The sequence below is a fragment of the Burkholderia sp. Bp9012 genome (assembly GCF_003853825.1).
Taxonomy (GTDB): domain Bacteria; phylum Pseudomonadota; class Gammaproteobacteria; order Burkholderiales; family Burkholderiaceae; genus Burkholderia; species Burkholderia diffusa.
This window is the reverse complement of the sequence record NZ_QTQA01000012.1, coordinates 17,908-34,308: the sequence shown is the minus strand read 5'-3', so window position 1 is coordinate 34,308 and position 16,401 is coordinate 17,908. Positions and strand designations below refer to the sequence as shown.

16 protein-coding genes and 2 pseudogenes are annotated in these 16,401 nt (G+C 59.5%); 3 read left to right on the top strand and 15 right to left on the bottom strand.

The features are described 5' to 3' along the window. Positions 1-3: 3 nt before the first annotated feature. From DIE11_RS17950 to DIE11_RS17935, 5 genes and pseudogenes are all read right to left on the bottom strand, one after another. Entirely contained in the window at positions 4-912 is a 909-nt protein-coding gene (locus tag DIE11_RS17950; protein WP_124626064.1) for a TIR domain-containing protein, read from the bottom strand. Between the two features lie 215 nt (positions 913-1,127). Next, positions 1,128-1,289 (bottom strand): annotated as a pseudogene (locus tag DIE11_RS36380) (DUF159 family protein); the annotation flags it as partial. A gap of 204 nt (positions 1,290-1,493) precedes the next feature. Beyond that, complete coding sequence (locus tag DIE11_RS17945) at positions 1,494-2,552, bottom strand: hypothetical protein (RefSeq protein ID WP_124626062.1); 1,059 nt, start codon at positions 2,550-2,552, stop codon at positions 1,494-1,496. Positions 2,553-2,745: 193 nt separating this feature from the next. Next, positions 2,746-3,423, bottom strand: coding sequence for an SOS response-associated peptidase family protein (locus tag DIE11_RS17940; protein WP_124626271.1), 678 nt, complete (start codon positions 3,421-3,423; stop codon positions 2,746-2,748). 32 nt (positions 3,424-3,455) lie between these two features. Continuing rightward, on the bottom strand, positions 3,456-3,800 hold the full coding sequence (locus DIE11_RS17935; RefSeq protein ID WP_124626060.1) for a ribonuclease E inhibitor RraB: 345 nt from the start codon (positions 3,798-3,800) through the stop codon (positions 3,456-3,458). Between the two features lie 110 nt (positions 3,801-3,910). Here DIE11_RS17935 and DIE11_RS17930 point away from each other — a divergent pair, with 110 nt between their 5' ends. Further along, positions 3,911-4,402: a hypothetical protein gene (locus DIE11_RS17930; RefSeq protein ID WP_124626058.1), complete on the top strand. Its 492-nt coding sequence runs from the start codon at positions 3,911-3,913 to the stop codon at positions 4,400-4,402. Between the two features lie 287 nt (positions 4,403-4,689). Here the strand turns inward: DIE11_RS17930 and DIE11_RS17925 are convergent, their stop codons facing one another. After that, entirely contained in the window at positions 4,690-5,322 is a 633-nt protein-coding gene (locus DIE11_RS17925; RefSeq protein ID WP_124626269.1) for a TetR/AcrR family transcriptional regulator, read from the bottom strand. A gap of 280 nt (positions 5,323-5,602) precedes the next feature. Between DIE11_RS17925 and DIE11_RS17920 the strand changes: the two genes are divergently transcribed. Together DIE11_RS17920 and DIE11_RS17915 are read left to right on the top strand one after the other, a co-directional pair. Then, entirely contained in the window at positions 5,603-6,496 is an 894-nt protein-coding gene (locus DIE11_RS17920) for an NAD(P)/FAD-dependent oxidoreductase (RefSeq protein WP_124626056.1), read from the top strand. Between the two features lie 94 nt (positions 6,497-6,590). Then, positions 6,591-7,454: a class I SAM-dependent methyltransferase gene (locus DIE11_RS17915; protein WP_124626054.1), complete on the top strand. Its 864-nt coding sequence runs from the start codon at positions 6,591-6,593 to the stop codon at positions 7,452-7,454. Between the two features lie 189 nt (positions 7,455-7,643). On the opposite strand, the gene DIE11_RS17910 is transcribed toward DIE11_RS17915, so the two are convergent. From DIE11_RS17910 to DIE11_RS17870, 9 genes and pseudogenes are all read right to left on the bottom strand, one after another. After that, positions 7,644-8,123, bottom strand: coding sequence for a DUF2514 family protein (locus DIE11_RS17910; RefSeq protein WP_124626052.1), 480 nt, complete (start codon positions 8,121-8,123; stop codon positions 7,644-7,646). Further along, complete coding sequence (locus DIE11_RS17905) at positions 8,120-8,539, bottom strand: glycoside hydrolase family protein (RefSeq protein WP_124626050.1); 420 nt, start codon at positions 8,537-8,539, stop codon at positions 8,120-8,122. The genes DIE11_RS17910 and DIE11_RS17905 overlap by 4 nt, the downstream gene beginning before the upstream one ends. After that, positions 8,532-8,825, bottom strand: a complete 294-nt coding sequence (locus DIE11_RS17900; RefSeq protein WP_059683600.1) for a phage holin family protein — start codon at positions 8,823-8,825, stop codon at positions 8,532-8,534. Before DIE11_RS17900 ends, DIE11_RS17905 begins: the two co-directional genes overlap by 8 nt. Before the next feature lie 55 nt (positions 8,826-8,880). Next, a complete protein-coding gene (locus DIE11_RS17895) occupies positions 8,881-9,597 on the bottom strand; it encodes a hypothetical protein (protein ID WP_124626048.1) in 717 nt (238 codons plus the stop codon). Further along, positions 9,597-9,905, bottom strand: a complete 309-nt coding sequence (locus DIE11_RS36940) for a hypothetical protein (RefSeq protein ID WP_124626046.1) — start codon at positions 9,903-9,905, stop codon at positions 9,597-9,599. The genes DIE11_RS17895 and DIE11_RS36940 overlap by 1 nt, the downstream gene beginning before the upstream one ends. Then, positions 9,905-14,167: a phage tail protein gene (locus DIE11_RS17885; RefSeq protein ID WP_124626044.1), complete on the bottom strand. Its 4,263-nt coding sequence runs from the start codon at positions 14,165-14,167 to the stop codon at positions 9,905-9,907. Before DIE11_RS17885 ends, DIE11_RS36940 begins: the two co-directional genes overlap by 1 nt. Next, a complete protein-coding gene (locus DIE11_RS17880) occupies positions 14,164-14,727 on the bottom strand; it encodes a tail assembly protein (protein WP_124626043.1) in 564 nt (187 codons plus the stop codon). Before DIE11_RS17880 ends, DIE11_RS17885 begins: the two co-directional genes overlap by 4 nt. After that, entirely contained in the window at positions 14,724-15,476 is a 753-nt protein-coding gene (locus tag DIE11_RS17875; RefSeq protein WP_124626041.1) for a C40 family peptidase, read from the bottom strand. The genes DIE11_RS17880 and DIE11_RS17875 overlap by 4 nt, the downstream gene beginning before the upstream one ends. 49 nt (positions 15,477-15,525) lie before the next feature. Then, positions 15,526-15,867, bottom strand: a pseudogene (locus DIE11_RS17870) (phage minor tail protein L); the annotation flags it as partial. Positions 15,868-16,401 lie beyond the last annotated feature (534 nt).

The following is a 16,401-nucleotide window of genomic DNA, read 5'->3' as shown; positions in this document are numbered from 1 at the left end:
CTTTTACTGAGGCCCAAGATTTTTGATATGGGTGCGCAATGCATTGACGGCTGGCGCGATATGTGAGGCCTCGTCTTTGCCGGGCACATATCGATAACCGATTGTTGTTACGCCTGCCACATCACTCGGAAGTTTCACCTTTTCATCGCGCGGTTCCATCAGAATTGCTCTCGACCGCCCGAGGCGCCCCATAAAAAGCCCAAGTTCGAATATAACGTTGTCCCGCGGAACCGGCCATTCTTTGTCGCGAATTTCCGCAATATCATCGCCATGCGCAATTGCAATTGCAAAATCAGCTTGATCAACCTCACCTTCCAATGTATCCAAGGTGTAGTTAGTTACCTTGAAAACACCATCACTCCAGATAATTACATCAAGCGGATCATGCTCAAGTCCATTATGGATAAGACGCGCCACAGGCAATGCCTCGACCGAGCAAATAATGAAAATTCTAATTCTCTCATTTGTCGACCGAACAAAAATATTCCTCTGCAGAAGTCGATGGGACAACTCTTTCGCAATAAATTTATAAAGCGTTGGAAATTGCGCACCAAGCTCATCGAACTGAGCTTCACTTATCCTTGCAACAAGCGATTTTTGAGTCGCGGTTACGGTGGCGGATCGTTCCTGAGTCGGTTCGACTGCGGCCATCTCGCCAACGTGATCGCCAGTACCGCGCGTGGCCACCTTTCGTCCGTTTACATAAATCGAAAACGAGCCAACCAGAATAAAAAAAATGTCGTTTGTATAGTCACCTTGCTTGATAATCGATGTTCCATCATCAACTTCAATAAGCTCGGAGATATCAGCGAGTCGCTCTGCAAGCTCGACATTTCCCTCCAAGAGTCGCTGACTCTTAAACGCTTCAACACGCAACCGGCGGCCCGCGTCGCCGGCGAAACGATTCATCATGGTCGTCCTCGATTTTTAGTTAACCGCTCGCGTATATTACGATGCCTGTCTCGGACAGTGTTATACGATTAACTACCCACCTGCAGGCCGTTCGCACGTCAACCCTGCGCAAGCTTAAATTTTGATGAGCTCCCTGTCCCTGTCGGGGGACCCAGCGATACCCCATTCCCGCCTTATGCAGCAAGCCTCTCCGTCGAATTTGGCGTAACCCCGAATCACTTTGGCTCGGCCGCTATCTCATCGGCCGGATAGAGCTGCAGCATCGCGCGCGCGGCCTCGATATTCAGCGTCGTCAGCCATTCCTCCCTGTCGTCCGGCCGCAGGATCACGACCGACCGCTTCTCGTCGCCAGACTCGTGCATCCGCGAAACGTTCGGGTGATGAGGCTCAAACCCACGACGCTAGGAATCACAATTCTTGCATATTTTCCATATAAATCAGTGAGTTACACAAGAATTTTGGAACATGGGTATCTACGTAATCCTTACGTGACACGAGGACCATCCTTCATCTTCCAATAATATCCCCCTGCACACACCAATCTTTCATCTCGGGACAATTCGTTGATACTGACGCGACGCTTAGGGATATCCCGGATATCCCGGATATCTGGATTCGGCGTTTTCCTTTGCAAGCTCGGCGCGGGTTTTACCTACTAGAACGCAGAATTTCTCAAGAGATTCATCGAGTTCAGCGATATTAATATCACTACCACCTTCCTTTCTTATTAGTTTAAGACGAGACAGCACATCTATCCCCTCTTTCGAAAGATCGTCCCCGATTATTTTCTTGAGCTCATTCGCCGTTTCTTCGTCACCATGCTGAGTTACGAACCCCTTCAACTTTGCTCTCTTCGCCGCCCCAGCAAGTCGTTTTGCCACTTCAGAAATCGGATAAAAACCATTTTCCACATATTCGTCTGCAAGCGCGTTCATGCGCTGATCGAAAACATTCTCACGGCGAATTTCTCTGATCTGCTCCGCCCGCTCCGCCTTCGCCTTTCGATTTTTTAATGCATCAAACGGAACCGTTATAAGTGCCATTGTCAGCGCGAAGCAGACAAGCAGCGATATAAACAGGACACAATATACCGGCGCCCTAGCGATTTGAATCCATATCGACGTGGCTCCAGTAATTTTTTGCCACAAAGATGGACCATCTGATGACGAATCGGCGTTAGTTAGGTTAATCGACTTAATTCCGGCAACCTTCCCTTGAACCTGAACATCTGGCCGAGCATTATCCGCACCAAGAATCAAGAAGTTTATAGCGATCGAATCACCCGGCTCCATAATAATTGGTGAAATCTCAATGTAATCGCCGACGACGATCACTTTTACATAATTGGCGAGATATGTATTCGAAGCCATGATGGACGGACGATCAACTATCTGCGCCCCCCTTACGATGAGTCGAACTGGTGCCGCAGAATCGAAATCGTCCTTTTTTATCCCCACATTCCCATCATTTCGCAACGTAACTTCCGTCGACCATAGACTCTTTTTCGCCTCGCGAAGATTTACACCATCATAGGAGATATCTAATCCACCGACCGGCTTGACCACGTCGAATACTGGAGACAAATTGCTAATCGCCGCATTTAATATAGGTTTCTTCTCGTAGAAGAAACTCGAATACACAGCAATTCCGATACTGATTAACGCGACGGCCGCCATAACTCCCGGCGACTTTATCCAATTCCAAATTTTCGATAATAGCCCAAGTTTCACTGAGGTCCCCCGTGCGCAACGCCGATCTTGTTATGACACTCTCCGGTCTGTAGCACTCATATCCGAAGCTGGGCATCATATTAATACCTGCGGCGACGTTACGTTACGTTTTCACTGCTTCCGTTAGCATTTCGTCAGCGTTGTACAGCGTCAACATCGCGCGCGCGGCCTCAAGGTTCGACGTCGTCAGCCACTCTTCCCAGTCGTACGGCCGCAGGATCACGACGGCCCGCTTCTCGTCGTCCGGTTTGTGCATTCTCGAGAAGATCGGATGCCCCTCACCGTTGACAGTGATCATCGACATCGTGTGATGCTCGATGCCATCCTGGCCCTGCAGCGTCCGCCAGATCCCGGCGACGCACATCGTTCGCCAATCGGCCAGCCCGATCCGATGCCAAACGTTCTTCCCCGTCTCGTAGCACGGTTCGTAGATCCATTCCGCGGGAATCAGGCAGCGCCTGCCGGCACGCCAAGCTGAGCCGTATAGAGGCGACTTCCCGAGATTATCGTCGCGCACGTTCATCGTGCTGCGCATGATCGGCGGTTTCCTGCCCTGTTCCTTTGCCTTCTCGATATTCGCTTTCTGCAGCGCGCGTGGCCAGAAGCCGAATCCTGCGACCAGAGGTTCGATTCGCCCATCGACGCTCGCGACGATTGGGGCCAGATAGTCTTGGTAGATCTCGGGTTCCCACGGGAAATGCCGGTAGATCTCGCTGAACGGCTCGATCCGCAGTTCTCGGAGCTCGTAGTCCTCGTGCGGCGCTCGGTAACGTGTGCACATCGCTGGACACCTCCAATGTGACAGACCGCAAATTACTGGCGCTTCTGGGCAAGACATCCCCATCCGTCATATTCCAGGCCGTAGAGCATGCAAAGACATGCCATGAAACCGGAAACGGACAAGATATTGTGTTGCTGGATGGGCATGTTGATCACCACCAGGATACGATAAATTTCTCCTAACTGATTGAGAGACGCTCGGCCGTACTGATGGTCATTGACGAAGCTTGCAACGATCGATGCCTTCTCCGCGGATGAACCACGTAGCAGAAATTCCACGTCACGCGGAATGCTGAAGTCGTCCCCGTCGGCATCCAGCACGCGCAGAAGCTCGACGTCAGCGACGGCAGTATCCATCAGCGTTGCGACTGTCGACACGATCCGGTCCCCTTTTTATCTCAGACCTAAATTGATCGTATCACCACCAGCAGCTTCATCCGCTCCCTATTTCAGCGACTTGACATCGGCATCGTGCAGCGCGATACACTGTGTTTTTATACAGTGGTGGCGACGTGATCAAGCCGCAGTGGGCTTACATCTGGGAGTACGGGTTCCAGGGCGACAAACAACGCCTGAGGACCCCGGTTGAGCTCACAAAACGTGAATTCGAGTGCTGGATCGAGAACGACGAGCGATCGGTCTTTCTCGCCCCTTACCACCCGATCGAGGCGACTAGGATCGATCGAAATCGGGTGCCTCTCACGGATCCGCGCTTCAAGATGAAGGCGGCGATACCCGAGTTCGATGCGCCAACGGACGCCGAGCTACGCGCGCTTTGGCGCGAGTACACCGACCTTCAAGTGCGCTGGCTGATACTTGAGATCCGCGCGCTTCGCAAATCGCTTGAGCGGGTCGAGGAATGGTACGTCTACACAGACAAGAACGTAGCGAACAAAGGCGATCTGGCCGGCGCGCAAGGTCAGCTGTATCGCCTCATGCATCTGCTTAGAGCAGAGATGACACGCGCCGGTATGCGCTAATGCGTGTAGGTCTAGACCTGACCTCTCGGTCAGAGTCAGATCAGGTCTGAGATTGCTTGGACGTCACCTCATCAAGGGCCGTGATCGACCCTTCTCTGTCGTTCCACTCAGGCCGCCGTAGCGACCGCTATCGTGTGTAAAGCGGCCTCTGCCTGCCCGCGCGGGCGGCTTTTGCGCCATTGCAATGAGCCTCGCCCATCAGTCGTCCACGCGTCATCCAGAGGTTGCTCGGGGCGAACAGCGTATGCAATTGCTGCGTGTTCCTCATCGGCCGCGATAGCGCACCTTCAGATGCCACCGTGCGCGGCGATGAACATGGCGACGGCCGACCGGCAATAGGATTCGATTTCGTTGTCGTCCTCTGCTCTCGCCTCATCGAAGCGTGCGATAAGTAGAAGATCGGATCCTTTGAAAAGCGCGGCAAACAAGCGGGCGGACTGGAGAGCATCGGGCACGTTCAGCATCCCTTTAGCGTGCAACTGACGCAACACGGCCTCGATGTGGGCGATGACATGGGCCGGCCCGGCTTCGTAATGGAGCTTGCTTAACGCCTTTTGATTCGTCTTGTCGGCCAAAACCATGGCTTCGACACTGCGGACGTCCGGGCTCAACAGCGTGCGAAGCAGGGAGGCCCCGACCGCCACCAGCTGATCTTCGGCCGAACCGTCAACACCTTCAGAAAGGGCCTGCGGTGCAAATTGATCGCAGCGTGCCACCATGGCCGCGCTGAACAGCGCCTCCTTGTTCTCGAAGTGCCGATAGATGCTCAGCTTGGATATCTTCGCCCGCTGCGCGACCTTGTCCATGGTCGTCGCTTGAAAACCCAATTCCACGAAGAGTTCGCACGCCGCGTCGACGATCGTTTGGCGAAGCGCCTCGTTGGCGGGCCGACCGCGCCGGCCCTGGCTATTTTCGGTCACGACAATTCCAGTACTTGACAGTATTAAAATTCGTGCATTAGGATACCACTCAGTATCGCAATGTGCAAGCCAAGGGCAGGTTTCACCCGGTTGTCGAGATCCGGTTTCCCCGGGCAGCCCGGCGATATCGAGCGGCATTGTCGAGCCGGCCAATACAGCATGGGCAACTTTTTCGCCAATGCCGAAGCCCTGCTCGCTGACCGTCTCAAGCGCGTATCGCCGAACGATATTGCACACCACGCTCGGCCCACCCTCCCTCCACAACACGGAGCCCATCACCATGAATGACGTCATCATCATCGGTGGCAGCTTTGCCGGCCTCGCCGCCGCCCTGCAGCTTGGCCGTGCTCGCCGCAAGGTCACTGTTCTCGATACCGGCCGGCCGCGCAACCGCTTTGCAGGCCACTCGCATGGCCTGCTTGGCCACGATCACAAGCCGCCGCTGGACATCCTGGTCGAGGCGCGGCAGCAACTGGCGCGCTATCCGACGATCAGTCTCGTCAATGCCCGGGCCGAGAGCGTGTCTGGTGCCATCGACGATTTCTGCGTCGTCACTGACGATCACGAAAGCCTGAGGGCGCGCCGCTTGATCCTGAGCTATGGCGTCGCCGACCAGATGCCTGAAGTTCCGGGCTTTGCCGAAAGCTGGGGCACGTCCATCGTGCCCTGCCCCTATTGCGACGGCTTTGAAGTCGCCGGCCAGCATTGGGGCCTCGTCTGGTCCAGCCCGCAGTCGTACCAGTCTGCCAAGTTGTTCCGCGATTGGACTGACAAGTTGACTGTCTTCGCCGATGGGCATGACATTGCGCCCGATATCCAGACCGATCTGGCGCGCCGCAACATACCTCTCGTCGATGGCCGGATCATCGAGGTCGCCCATCAGAAAGGCCACATCACCACCGTCAATCTCGATACCGGTCGCAACGTGGCGGTCGACGTCCTGTTCGCCAATCCGCGCAACAAGCCGTCGGCAAGCCTGCATGAATCACTGGGCCTCGCCACGGTGGATACGCCCACCGGCATCGTTCTCAAGGTTGACGAGCGCCGCCAAACCAGCATGCCCGGCATCTACGCCGCTGGCGACCTCGCCACGCCCTTCTTGCCATCGGTTACCCAGGCATCCTCGCAGGGCGCGATGGCGGGCATCTTCGCTCAGCAGTCGATGGTGGTTTGAGAGCACAGATTCCCTTCTCTTGTCGTCGCCGCCTTCGAAAAGGTTGGCGTAGATCGACGCGGTGATGGGTGGATCGTCGAGTCAAGGAGATGACATGGCAAAGCAAAGTGCGGATCAGGTGGCTGACTGGAATGGTCAAAGCGGAGAGCGCTGGGTCGCCAACCAGGCCCGGCTCGACGCTCTGGTGGCGGTGTTCGGCCAGGCCGCGATCGAAGCCGCCGCGCCCGCGACGGGCGAGCGCGTGCTAGACATCGGCTGCGGCGCGGGCGCGTCGACTCTGGCTCTGGCAGCCCGCGTCGGCGCGGGGGGCCAAGTACTGGGCGTGGACATATCCGAACCGCTGATCGATCGAGCGCGCGCGCTTGCGCGACACGATACGCCGGCCCTGTTTCAGGTGGCCGACGCCAGCAGCGCAGAGCTGCCCGAGGGCGCGTTCGATATCCTGTTCTCGCGTTTCGGCGTGATGTTCTTCGACGATCCGACAGCGGCGTTCGCCCATATGCGACGCGCACTCCGGCCGGGCGGCCGGGTCGCCTTCGTCTGCTGGCGCGGTGCGGCTGAGAACGATTGGATGCGCCTGCCGGTGGGCGCGCTCAAGGGCATCCTCCCGCCGAGTGCGCTGCCCGATCCCGAAGCGCCCGGCCCGTTTTCGTTCGGCGACCGGGAGCGCGTGGCACGCATCCTGACGACGGCCGGCTTTACCGATATCGCTATCTCGCCCTTCGACGCGGTCGTCCCATTCGGCGAGGGCGAAACGCGGGACGCTGCGATCGACGACGCAGTGAAGATGACGCTTGAGGTCGGCCCGCTCTCGCGTGCGCTCGCCGATCAGCCCGACGACATCCGCGCCCGCGCCTCGGCCGCGGTTCGTGCCGCCTTCGCGGGCCTCCCCGGCGACCGGTCGGTGATGATCAACGGCGCGGCGTGGATCGTCATGGCACGCAATCCGGCAAGCTGACAGGTTACGTCGACCAATGTGTCGAAACCGGCAACTCCTCGTGTCTCGGGGAGGGGTTACGTTGAGCGCCGAACGGCCGGAACGCGGCGCTGATTGGCCATTGAGGGCGAAAAGAGCAGTGACTCTTGATGGCCGAACTGAGTCAGACCATCTGACGCTGTCTGCTTGGTCTGGTCCAGCCTTATATAGCTAATGTGCCACAGCCGTCAGGGCGTCGTAGTCGCGCTCGCACTGCCGGCCGGCGATGCCTCGCTCGTCAGCGATTCGCGCGAATTCTCCCGCAGCCTCGTCAGTCCGGCCGAGCACGTCGGCGAGCAAATCGAGGGCGTTGCCGGTTGCCGGGCCTCTGGCCGAAGGGGCGGAACCGCGCGATCGCTCGACGAGTTCGGCAACTTGCTTGCGCAGGCCGTCAGCAGTGGAAGCAGCAGCGGCAGCAGCAGCGCGCGCTTGGTCTCGTTTTTTCGAAGCATCTTCAGCGTCCTTCTGTTGTTGGCGAGCGATCCGGTCGCTCTCGTTACGCTCAGTGACGAGATCCCGAATTCGCTGCGCTTGCGTTTCAACTGTGTGAGATTGGTCGGAGTCGCGATGCCCCTTCGAATACCCGCCCGCAGCACCAACGAACACTGCGGCGATAACGACCAGCCATAGGCGAGGATCGAACCAGGTCATACGCCGCTCCGCATCATCGATGCGAGGCGCTTTGCGCGATCCCCGACCTGCCGCGCCCACAGGCTGTCGAGCATTTCGGCTGAGGCCGTGCTCCAGTCGCGGCGTTGCGCCGCCGCGAGAAATTTGCGAAACCCGAGCAGCTTCCCTTGCATGTTGAACGCCATGTTCATCATCACACGCTGGCGCACCGGATCCAGCGCTCGCCACCACGGCAGATTGCGGTCGAGCCATGCCTCGGTCTCGGCTCGATCGTTCTCATACATCAGATCGATCTCGCTGTCCCGGAAACCCTTGTCAGTCAAATTGCGGCCGATACCGCCTGACACCTTGCCTACCGTGTCGGTGTAGATGCGGTACTTGCGCCCTTCGTCGCGCATCAGTTCGGCCTTCAGAGCGGCCGCGTCGTAATTACCCATTCTTGCTCTCCCCAAACAATTGTTTTGCCTTTCTGCGCAGCAGCACCTCAAGGTACTGCGACCCGACGATGCCAAACGCACTCCCGAGGCCGAGCAACGCGATCGGCGGCAGATCCGGGATCTGCAACAGCGCCAGGCCGGCGACCATCGACGTCGCCGAACCGAGCACCGCACGCCCAGCTACGAGCCGAAACGTCAGCTGTTCGCTACCGACCAAAACCTTCGCAATTCCAATCAGTCCGCCCATGAGGATTAACTCCAAGATCGTCTTTTCGTGCTCTTGCATTACTACTCCCCGATTCCTGCCCCGTAAAAAGAAAGGCCGCCAAATTGGCGGCCCGTCACACAATCCCTGTCGCATCCAGCACCATGAACATGTGATGCCACTGCTCTTTAAATCCCGTAAAGTTTGGCTTCCTCCCGCCTCCCCACATCGAGGTTCCCCATGCGATCGTGTCGCCAGTCACACGAATCGACGTCATCTCCAGACCGGCAGGGTCATAGCTCCAGCCGACATGCACGGGCGCGATAGCCGAAATCAAAACAGGCCTGCCGTACGATCGTGACTTCCACTCCGGCCTGGGCGCCCCAATCGTCACAAATCCGGTGCCAGGCACGTAGTGATCGACGATCACATCAAGTACACGAAGGAACGGCACCGACGTGTCCGCGATGAGCTTCGTATCCGGCGCAAACACCTGAAACCCGAAACCACTATTGACGGGGGGTGTGCGATCGAACAGAAAAAAATAGACGACGCAAGGGCGCTCAGTTGCGAATCGAATCGTATAAACGCCACCGTCGACGCTCACGTTCCAAACCGAAATCCCGACGCCATCAGATGCGTACACGCCATACATCGGCCCGACTGTGGAGTTGAACGAGAATGCGACGCTCGGAAGCGTCGTGCGGAACGGCTTCCCCACATCGTTGACCGCAAGCGGTAACGAAGTGTCTACCGCCTGCCCTGACATCGCCCGCACCATCTGATAGTTCGGTGTCCTCCCATCGATCTGATAAAGGCCGCTGTCCGTAAATGCCTGAAATCCTGCGTCCATCAATACACCCCGAAAACAAGCCAACCAGGCACCGGCGAGTATGCGTTCGATCCGCTGCTATTCCCGCTGTACGACCAGCTGATTCCGAATGCATCGATCGCGACAACCGGCGTAGGCTCTGCACCGCCGACACGCCGAAAAATCCATTGCGGCATGAAGGCCCAGAACGGCGTGCCCCCTGACAAATCAGCCGGATTGGACCCCACGCCGCCTCCCGTGTACACGATCCCAACGACCCGCCCGGCCCGCGACGTACCGTCGAGGACCATGCGGCCTGCGCCATCCCAAACCCAGAACCCCGCGTCCATTACCCCCATACCCCCCAACGAACACGCAGAACGCCGTTTGCGTCATACACGCGCCCGCCATTGCTATCGATCACCGTGCGGTTGCCGCGACCATCGGTCGAGTTGATTTCGAACCAGCCGCTCTTGTCGAGCCGCCAGCCCTGCTGCCCCGCGATGTAGTTGTCGGACTGGATGTAGCTGCCGATCATCGCGTTCGTGATCCAACCCGAGCCGATCAGCGCTTGGCGCAAGAACACCTGCCCGCCCTGCACCACGAACGGAACGATCGACGCGCCACCGTTATTCGGGTCAACTACCGCGAAGCGGCTCGCCGACACCAGCACCTGTGACTCGACAATGCCCTCGTTGTTGTTGACACCAATGCCAATGCCGGCGATGTAGGTACGGCCGTCCGTCGTCACCTGCGTCTTGATCTGGTACGAGGCGGAAACACGGCCATTCAGATCCGCATACGACTGCGCAACCGTCTGGACCGCCGCAGCGTTCGCCTTCGCCTGCGCACGAACGGTCGTGATTTGCTCGGCCTGCGCACTCACCGCATCGACGCGCGCCTGCTCCTCCGTTCGAATATCGGCATACAACCACGCCTGACCGTTCTGCATCTGGGCAGAGACCGAATCAATTCGCTGCCCCAGCGCCATATCTGCCTCGGCGCGCGCAGCCTGCTCCGAATACACGCCGGCCATCACGGCAGTCGAGCCAGCTGCCTGCCCGGTATCGCCCGCCATCGGTCCGCTGATCTGCGCCGAGACCTGGCTGACTTGCTTCGACAGCGCCGAGTCGGCATCGGCTCGCGCGGACGCCTCCTCGCGAATGGCCGCCGAATTGGAATCGACAGTTGCTTTCAGCGATGAAATCGAATCGGCATTCGCCTTGTCGCCAGCCGCACGCGCGCTCTGCTCCGCAACGATTGCTGCCGCGTTATCGCCAGTCGTCGCCGTCACAGCATCGACACGTTTGCCCAGCGCCGTATCTGCATCAGCCCGCGCCTGCTGTTCTGACGTGATCGCCGCCTTGTTCGCACCGACGTCGGCCGTCACCGCATCGACACGCTTACCGAGTGCCGCGTCGGCGCTGGCGCGCGCAGCCACCTCTGACGAAATGGCAGCCGCGTTGTCGTTCGACTTCGCGACAGCAGAGTCGATGCGAGTCGACAGCGCGCCATCCGCATCGGCTCGCGCCTGCTGCTCGGCTGCAATCGCGGCCTTGTTCGAACCGACGTCGGCTGTCACTGCATCGACGCGCTTGCCAAGCGCCGTGTCGGCTGTCGCGCGCGTAGTCGCCTCCGACGAGATTGCCGCGGCGTTGTCGTTCGACTTCGTGACGACGGCATCGATACGCGTGGAAAGCGCACCGTCGGCGTCGGCCCGCGCTGTCGCCTCCTGCTTGATCGCGGCCGCCGCATCTCCGACACTCGCCGTCACGGTATCGATTCGCTTGCCAAGCGAGTCGTCAGCCGTTTGTCGAGCCGTCTGCTCTGCCGTGACGGCTGCCCCGCGCAGACGTGCTTCTTCGGCCACTGCATTGGCCCGATCGGTGGCCTCTTTCGCGATCGCATCAGTGCGGTCCTTCACCTCCCTAGAAATGGCTTCCGCGCGTGCCTGTGCCTCGCCCGCAACGGCCGTCGTTCGATCAGCGACTTCCTTTGCTATCGCATCGGCGGTGTCCGAAACACCCTGCTGAATGCCAGGGATCGCATCGATCGGCTTCCGCAGATCCTCACCAAGTGCCGAGTGTGAAATTCGGCCCTCGAAATACCTTTCATACTCCGATTGATCTGTCGAAGGCTGCCCCTGCACACCCGGTCCGGACGCCGGGTACCACGGCCCAACATTGCCCGACGTATCGACGAGTCGAGCCCAGAAATAAAACACCTGCCCGACTGCGAGCCCCTGCATGAACGTCGACGCCTGTGGATACGCGTAATCCGAAAGCTTGATTGCGGCAGTTCGATCCGGCGTGCGGCTGTACCACACCTCCGTGCGCTGCGTATCGCCGGCAGTGCCATCGGCAGGAAACGTCCAATCGAGATTGATTCCGTAGACGACGCTGGCCGCCTTGAGCGATGCTACCGCCGGTGGCGGCGTCGTTTTCCCCTTCAGCTGCGTTTCCGCGCTGACGGTCGGCAGCGACGTGACACCCATCACGTTCTGCGCGCGCACGCGGGCCACGTAGCGCCCCTGGTAGATTCCCGGCACCTCGACCTGCAGTCCGCCGGTCCGCGCACTCGTCACCCACTCGCCGTTATCCTTGCGCCATTCCGGCAGGTACGTCACAGCGTTGTCCGCGGCATCCCACGCGATAACCATCGTCGTTTTCGAAATGCCCTGGTCGACCGCCGAGTAAGTCGAGATCCGCACGTTCGTCGGTGACGCCTGCACCGATGGCGGAATGATTGTCGGCGGCCGCTGCTGGATCTGTGCGCCATCGTCGATCGCCGCGTATTTCCCCGGCTCGTGCATTGTCGCCGTGATCGTGTACTCGATTCGGCCTTCGTCGTCGCTTTCCTGCACACCGACGACCCGATAGAGCTGCGCCGCGACCTCGCTGTTTTCCAGCATCCACACGGCACCAGGCACAGGATCGGCATCGAATCGCCCCGCCAGTGTGAGCACATCGCCATCGACAGACTTCACCGCTCGATACTGCGCAATGCCGGACGGCAGGATCGCCGTGAAACGATCACCGGGCGCCACGGTCGGCGCCTTATCCAGCGTGACGACATTTCCGGCCGCAGACCGAATCCGGCCACCGATGCGTCGCCCCGCCTTCCGCGGATCGGCAATCGCGATCACCTGCCCAGGCCCAGCCAGCACACCATCCATGCCGACCTTAAACGACACCGTGCCAGACTCGTAGCGTGACGTCAGAAGAAGCCAGCGCCCAAGCCGATGCGCCTGCGCCTGTGACGTGCACCCGAACGCCGTTACCTGCGTCTTGATGACGCCGTAGCGCGCGATACCATCATCGTCCGGCACGTATTCGACCACCTGCTTGTACTGATTCGTCGGGTCGTTGTAGCTCACGAGCGCAACGGTGTATCGCGTCTTGCGCTCACTGCCGACGTACCGAAACGCACCATCAATCACGTTCGCAGCCGTATACACGTAGACCGGGTCCGAGGGCATATCCGCCGACGCGACCACCGCACCCGGCCCCCAGTACGCCATACCGCGAAACACGCCGGCGATGTCCTGAAGTACCTTGAACGCGTCGGCCGCCGACTGGATCACGCAGTTGCACGTGAAGCGCGGCTCGACACCGCCCCGGCCATCCGACACCATGACATCGCAATAGCGCGCGATCTCGTACAACCCCCACTTATCGATCATCGACGCGTCGACGGCCTTACCGAGCCCGTAGCGATCATTCAGCAGCAGGTCGTAGAAAATCCATGCCGGATTGTTCGTCCACGCCAGCTTGAACGTCCCATCCCATGGACCGGAATACGTCCGCGTCTCCGGATCGTAGTTGGACGGCACACGAATGATCAGGCCACGCACGTGATACGACCGCACCGGCACCTGCGAGAATGACCGAGCGTCGAACGTCATGCCGACGAGTGCCGTCATCGGATAACGCATCTTGCGGTCGATCACCTCCGTGATCGCTTCGATGTTCACGGCATCGGCGATCAACGAGCTGTGCGCGTTCGGCGTGATGCGTCGCACGCGCACCAGCCAACCGGTTTTCGCGCGCGGCAGCTCGATCCGGTGCGAACGCTCATAGAGCGACGTCGTCTTGCCGTCGAATGCCCCCTTCAGCACTTCGGCATACGACCCGCCATCGACCGACAAATCGATCGCATATTCCACTCGATAGCCGAACACGCCAGCCGACGGATCGCTTTTCTGAAGCGCAGGCACACCGAATCGAATACGAACCGCCGTAAGCTGAGTGTTCTGCACCTGCCGCACCCACGGCGCGTCAGACATCAGCGGAACGCCGATAGCCGATTCACGTTCAACCGCCGGAAAGCCCGGCATGAATTCCTGATCCAGCGTGCCCGTGCGAACGTCGACGCTGTAATTCTGGAAATTGACCGAGCCGTCAGAATTCTGGATAGGCGTGCCATCGAGAAACACCGACTGCATGCCCTTCACCAGCCCGACGATCGGGCCTTCGGAAATGATGTCGAGCACCTTCGCGCGCGCGACGGAATGCAGGTTGTCCGGCGATTCTCCGCCCCCACTACCGCCTCCCCCGCCCCCTTTCGCGCCGCTGATCCGCTTCAACCCGGATTCCGCATAGATCCTTTTCACAGCTGATCCTCTGTATAGATGCCCGAGCTCGCGACCTTCGAACCGACGACCATCTCTCCGTACACGGGCGGCACCGGTTCCCCCTGGGCGGCACTGTTCACCGCGCCGTTGAAGTAGTACGACGTGCCGTTGTCCGCGACACCAGCCAGCCCGGCTTGTTGCGGACTCAGCATCTGCGTGATGCCACCGAGCGCCATCGATACGCCCAGGCCGATCAGCGTTGGTTGCTGGAACACGAAGCCAACCACTGCCAACGCAGCGCCGAGAATCGTCTGGAATAAGCCGCCGCTCTTGCTCCCGATAATCACGGGCGCGATACGAATCGCGTCATCGCCCACCGGGGCGCCGAGATCGTCTCTGCTCAAGTTCCGGCGACCGTTGAATACCGCAAACGTCAGCCCTTCCGCGCGCGCCTCGAGCAGGAAGCGCTGAAAGCCGGGAATCAACACGGACAGCGCGCGCACCGCCTCGGCAGTCGAGGACACGGCCAACCAATGAACCCGGCCGAACCGAGCCCCCGCGATCCCGTAAAGCTTCACCTCACGCAATTTCTCGTTCAATCGGCACCTCCCACGTATCGCAGCACCGTCGTTAAACAGTCTCGCCACATCGAGCCCCACACAGCGCGACATGACAATCGCCCGTACATGTGATGCGCGAACATGCCGTCACCGAGATACACGCCGGAGTGATTCGGCACACCGTTCTTGCTACGGATTTGCATCAGCAGCACGTCGCCCGGCTCGGCCTGTGCATCGCGCCCCAAGTCGAGAAATCCCGCGTCCTGGTAGTGCGCGACGTACAGGTTCGAATACCCGTCGTTCCACCACCCATCCTTGCGCGCGAAATCCGGCAGCGAGACCCCGCGCTCGGCGAGATACCAGTCGCGCACCAGCGAATAGCAATCGAGCACGCCATGCACATACTCCCGGCCATACAGCGGCGCAACGTACCCGCTCGGGCCGAACTCGCACCAGTTGTCTATGCCGATCGAGCCGTTCACCTGCACGCCGAGCGAGACGATCACCCACAGCGGGATGCCTGCGCGTTCGCACATTGCGCGGTCGCCCATGCTGGGCTGCGCCACACCGTTCGGATGTGAATGCACTAGTGCGAGGACTGCACCCATTTCCTCGGCATCCGCGTAATCCTCGGCTGCGAGTGAGAATTGCTCAGTTGGCGCCTCCGCCGTGTTTCGGCCTGGCAAATACACCTCACCGGCCGCCGTTCGCACGACGAGCCCGCAGCACTCGCGCGGGTACTCGGCGAGCGCATGTTCTGCAATCGCCTGCTTGATTCGTTCGTCCATAAAAAAACCCGCCGATTGGCGGGTCCGTGAAGTGAGGTTGTCCGACGGTCTAGGCGAGCGTGTCGCACAAGAAACCGCCGTGGGGCAGTGGATTGTTCATGCCATACCGGCATTCGCACCCGCTGATTTTCTGGCTACACCGATCGAGCGCCGGATCGCTCACGGGTTTGTCGTTCTTGTCGAAAAACACCATCGCTGTATATCCGCATTCCGGCCCGCGATAGCGCCATTGGCACATGCCAACGATCTGTCGTGCGGGCACCTGTTGACTGCCAAAATCAAGCGGCGACGACAGCGTAAATTCGACCTGTACGCCTGGCTGCTCGTCGCTTTTCTGCTCGATCCTCCATTGCTCGACGGGCCACTGCTCATTCGGATCGGCCGTCGGGTTGTTCCCCGCCACACCAGTTCCCGACCACATCAGCACGGCCGCTTTCACCGGAGCAGCCGCCAACTGCACAATGCCGGATTCGTTGATCGTGTAATCCGTCATCGACGCGGGAGACGCGCCGGTCGGGATATACGTCCCCGTTTCTGCACCCTGCACCTGCATTGCACCCCATACGAGCACATCTGCACGCGCCGATCCCTTGTTCGCGCGCAGGTCGAGGCGAAAACCTCGCACGGTATCCATGGCCGGTGCCGCGTGCTCGAAGTACGTCCACGTCGGCGTGACGTTTGCGATGATCGGATAGGCGTTGTGAAAGCTCAGTTGCAGTTGATACGTGGAGACGTCATCGAACGATCGCAGCCACACTCCCTGCGCAAAGGTCTGCCCCGTGATCGTCGATTGTCCTTGCGACAGTTCGCTGCGATCGTTGTCGCTCGTACCCGCCCCACGATCGAAAACGACCCGACACGCACGCCCCACACCATCCGGCGCCGGCCCAGCATTCGGCGTCACGACAGGAGCGGAGCCGGTTCC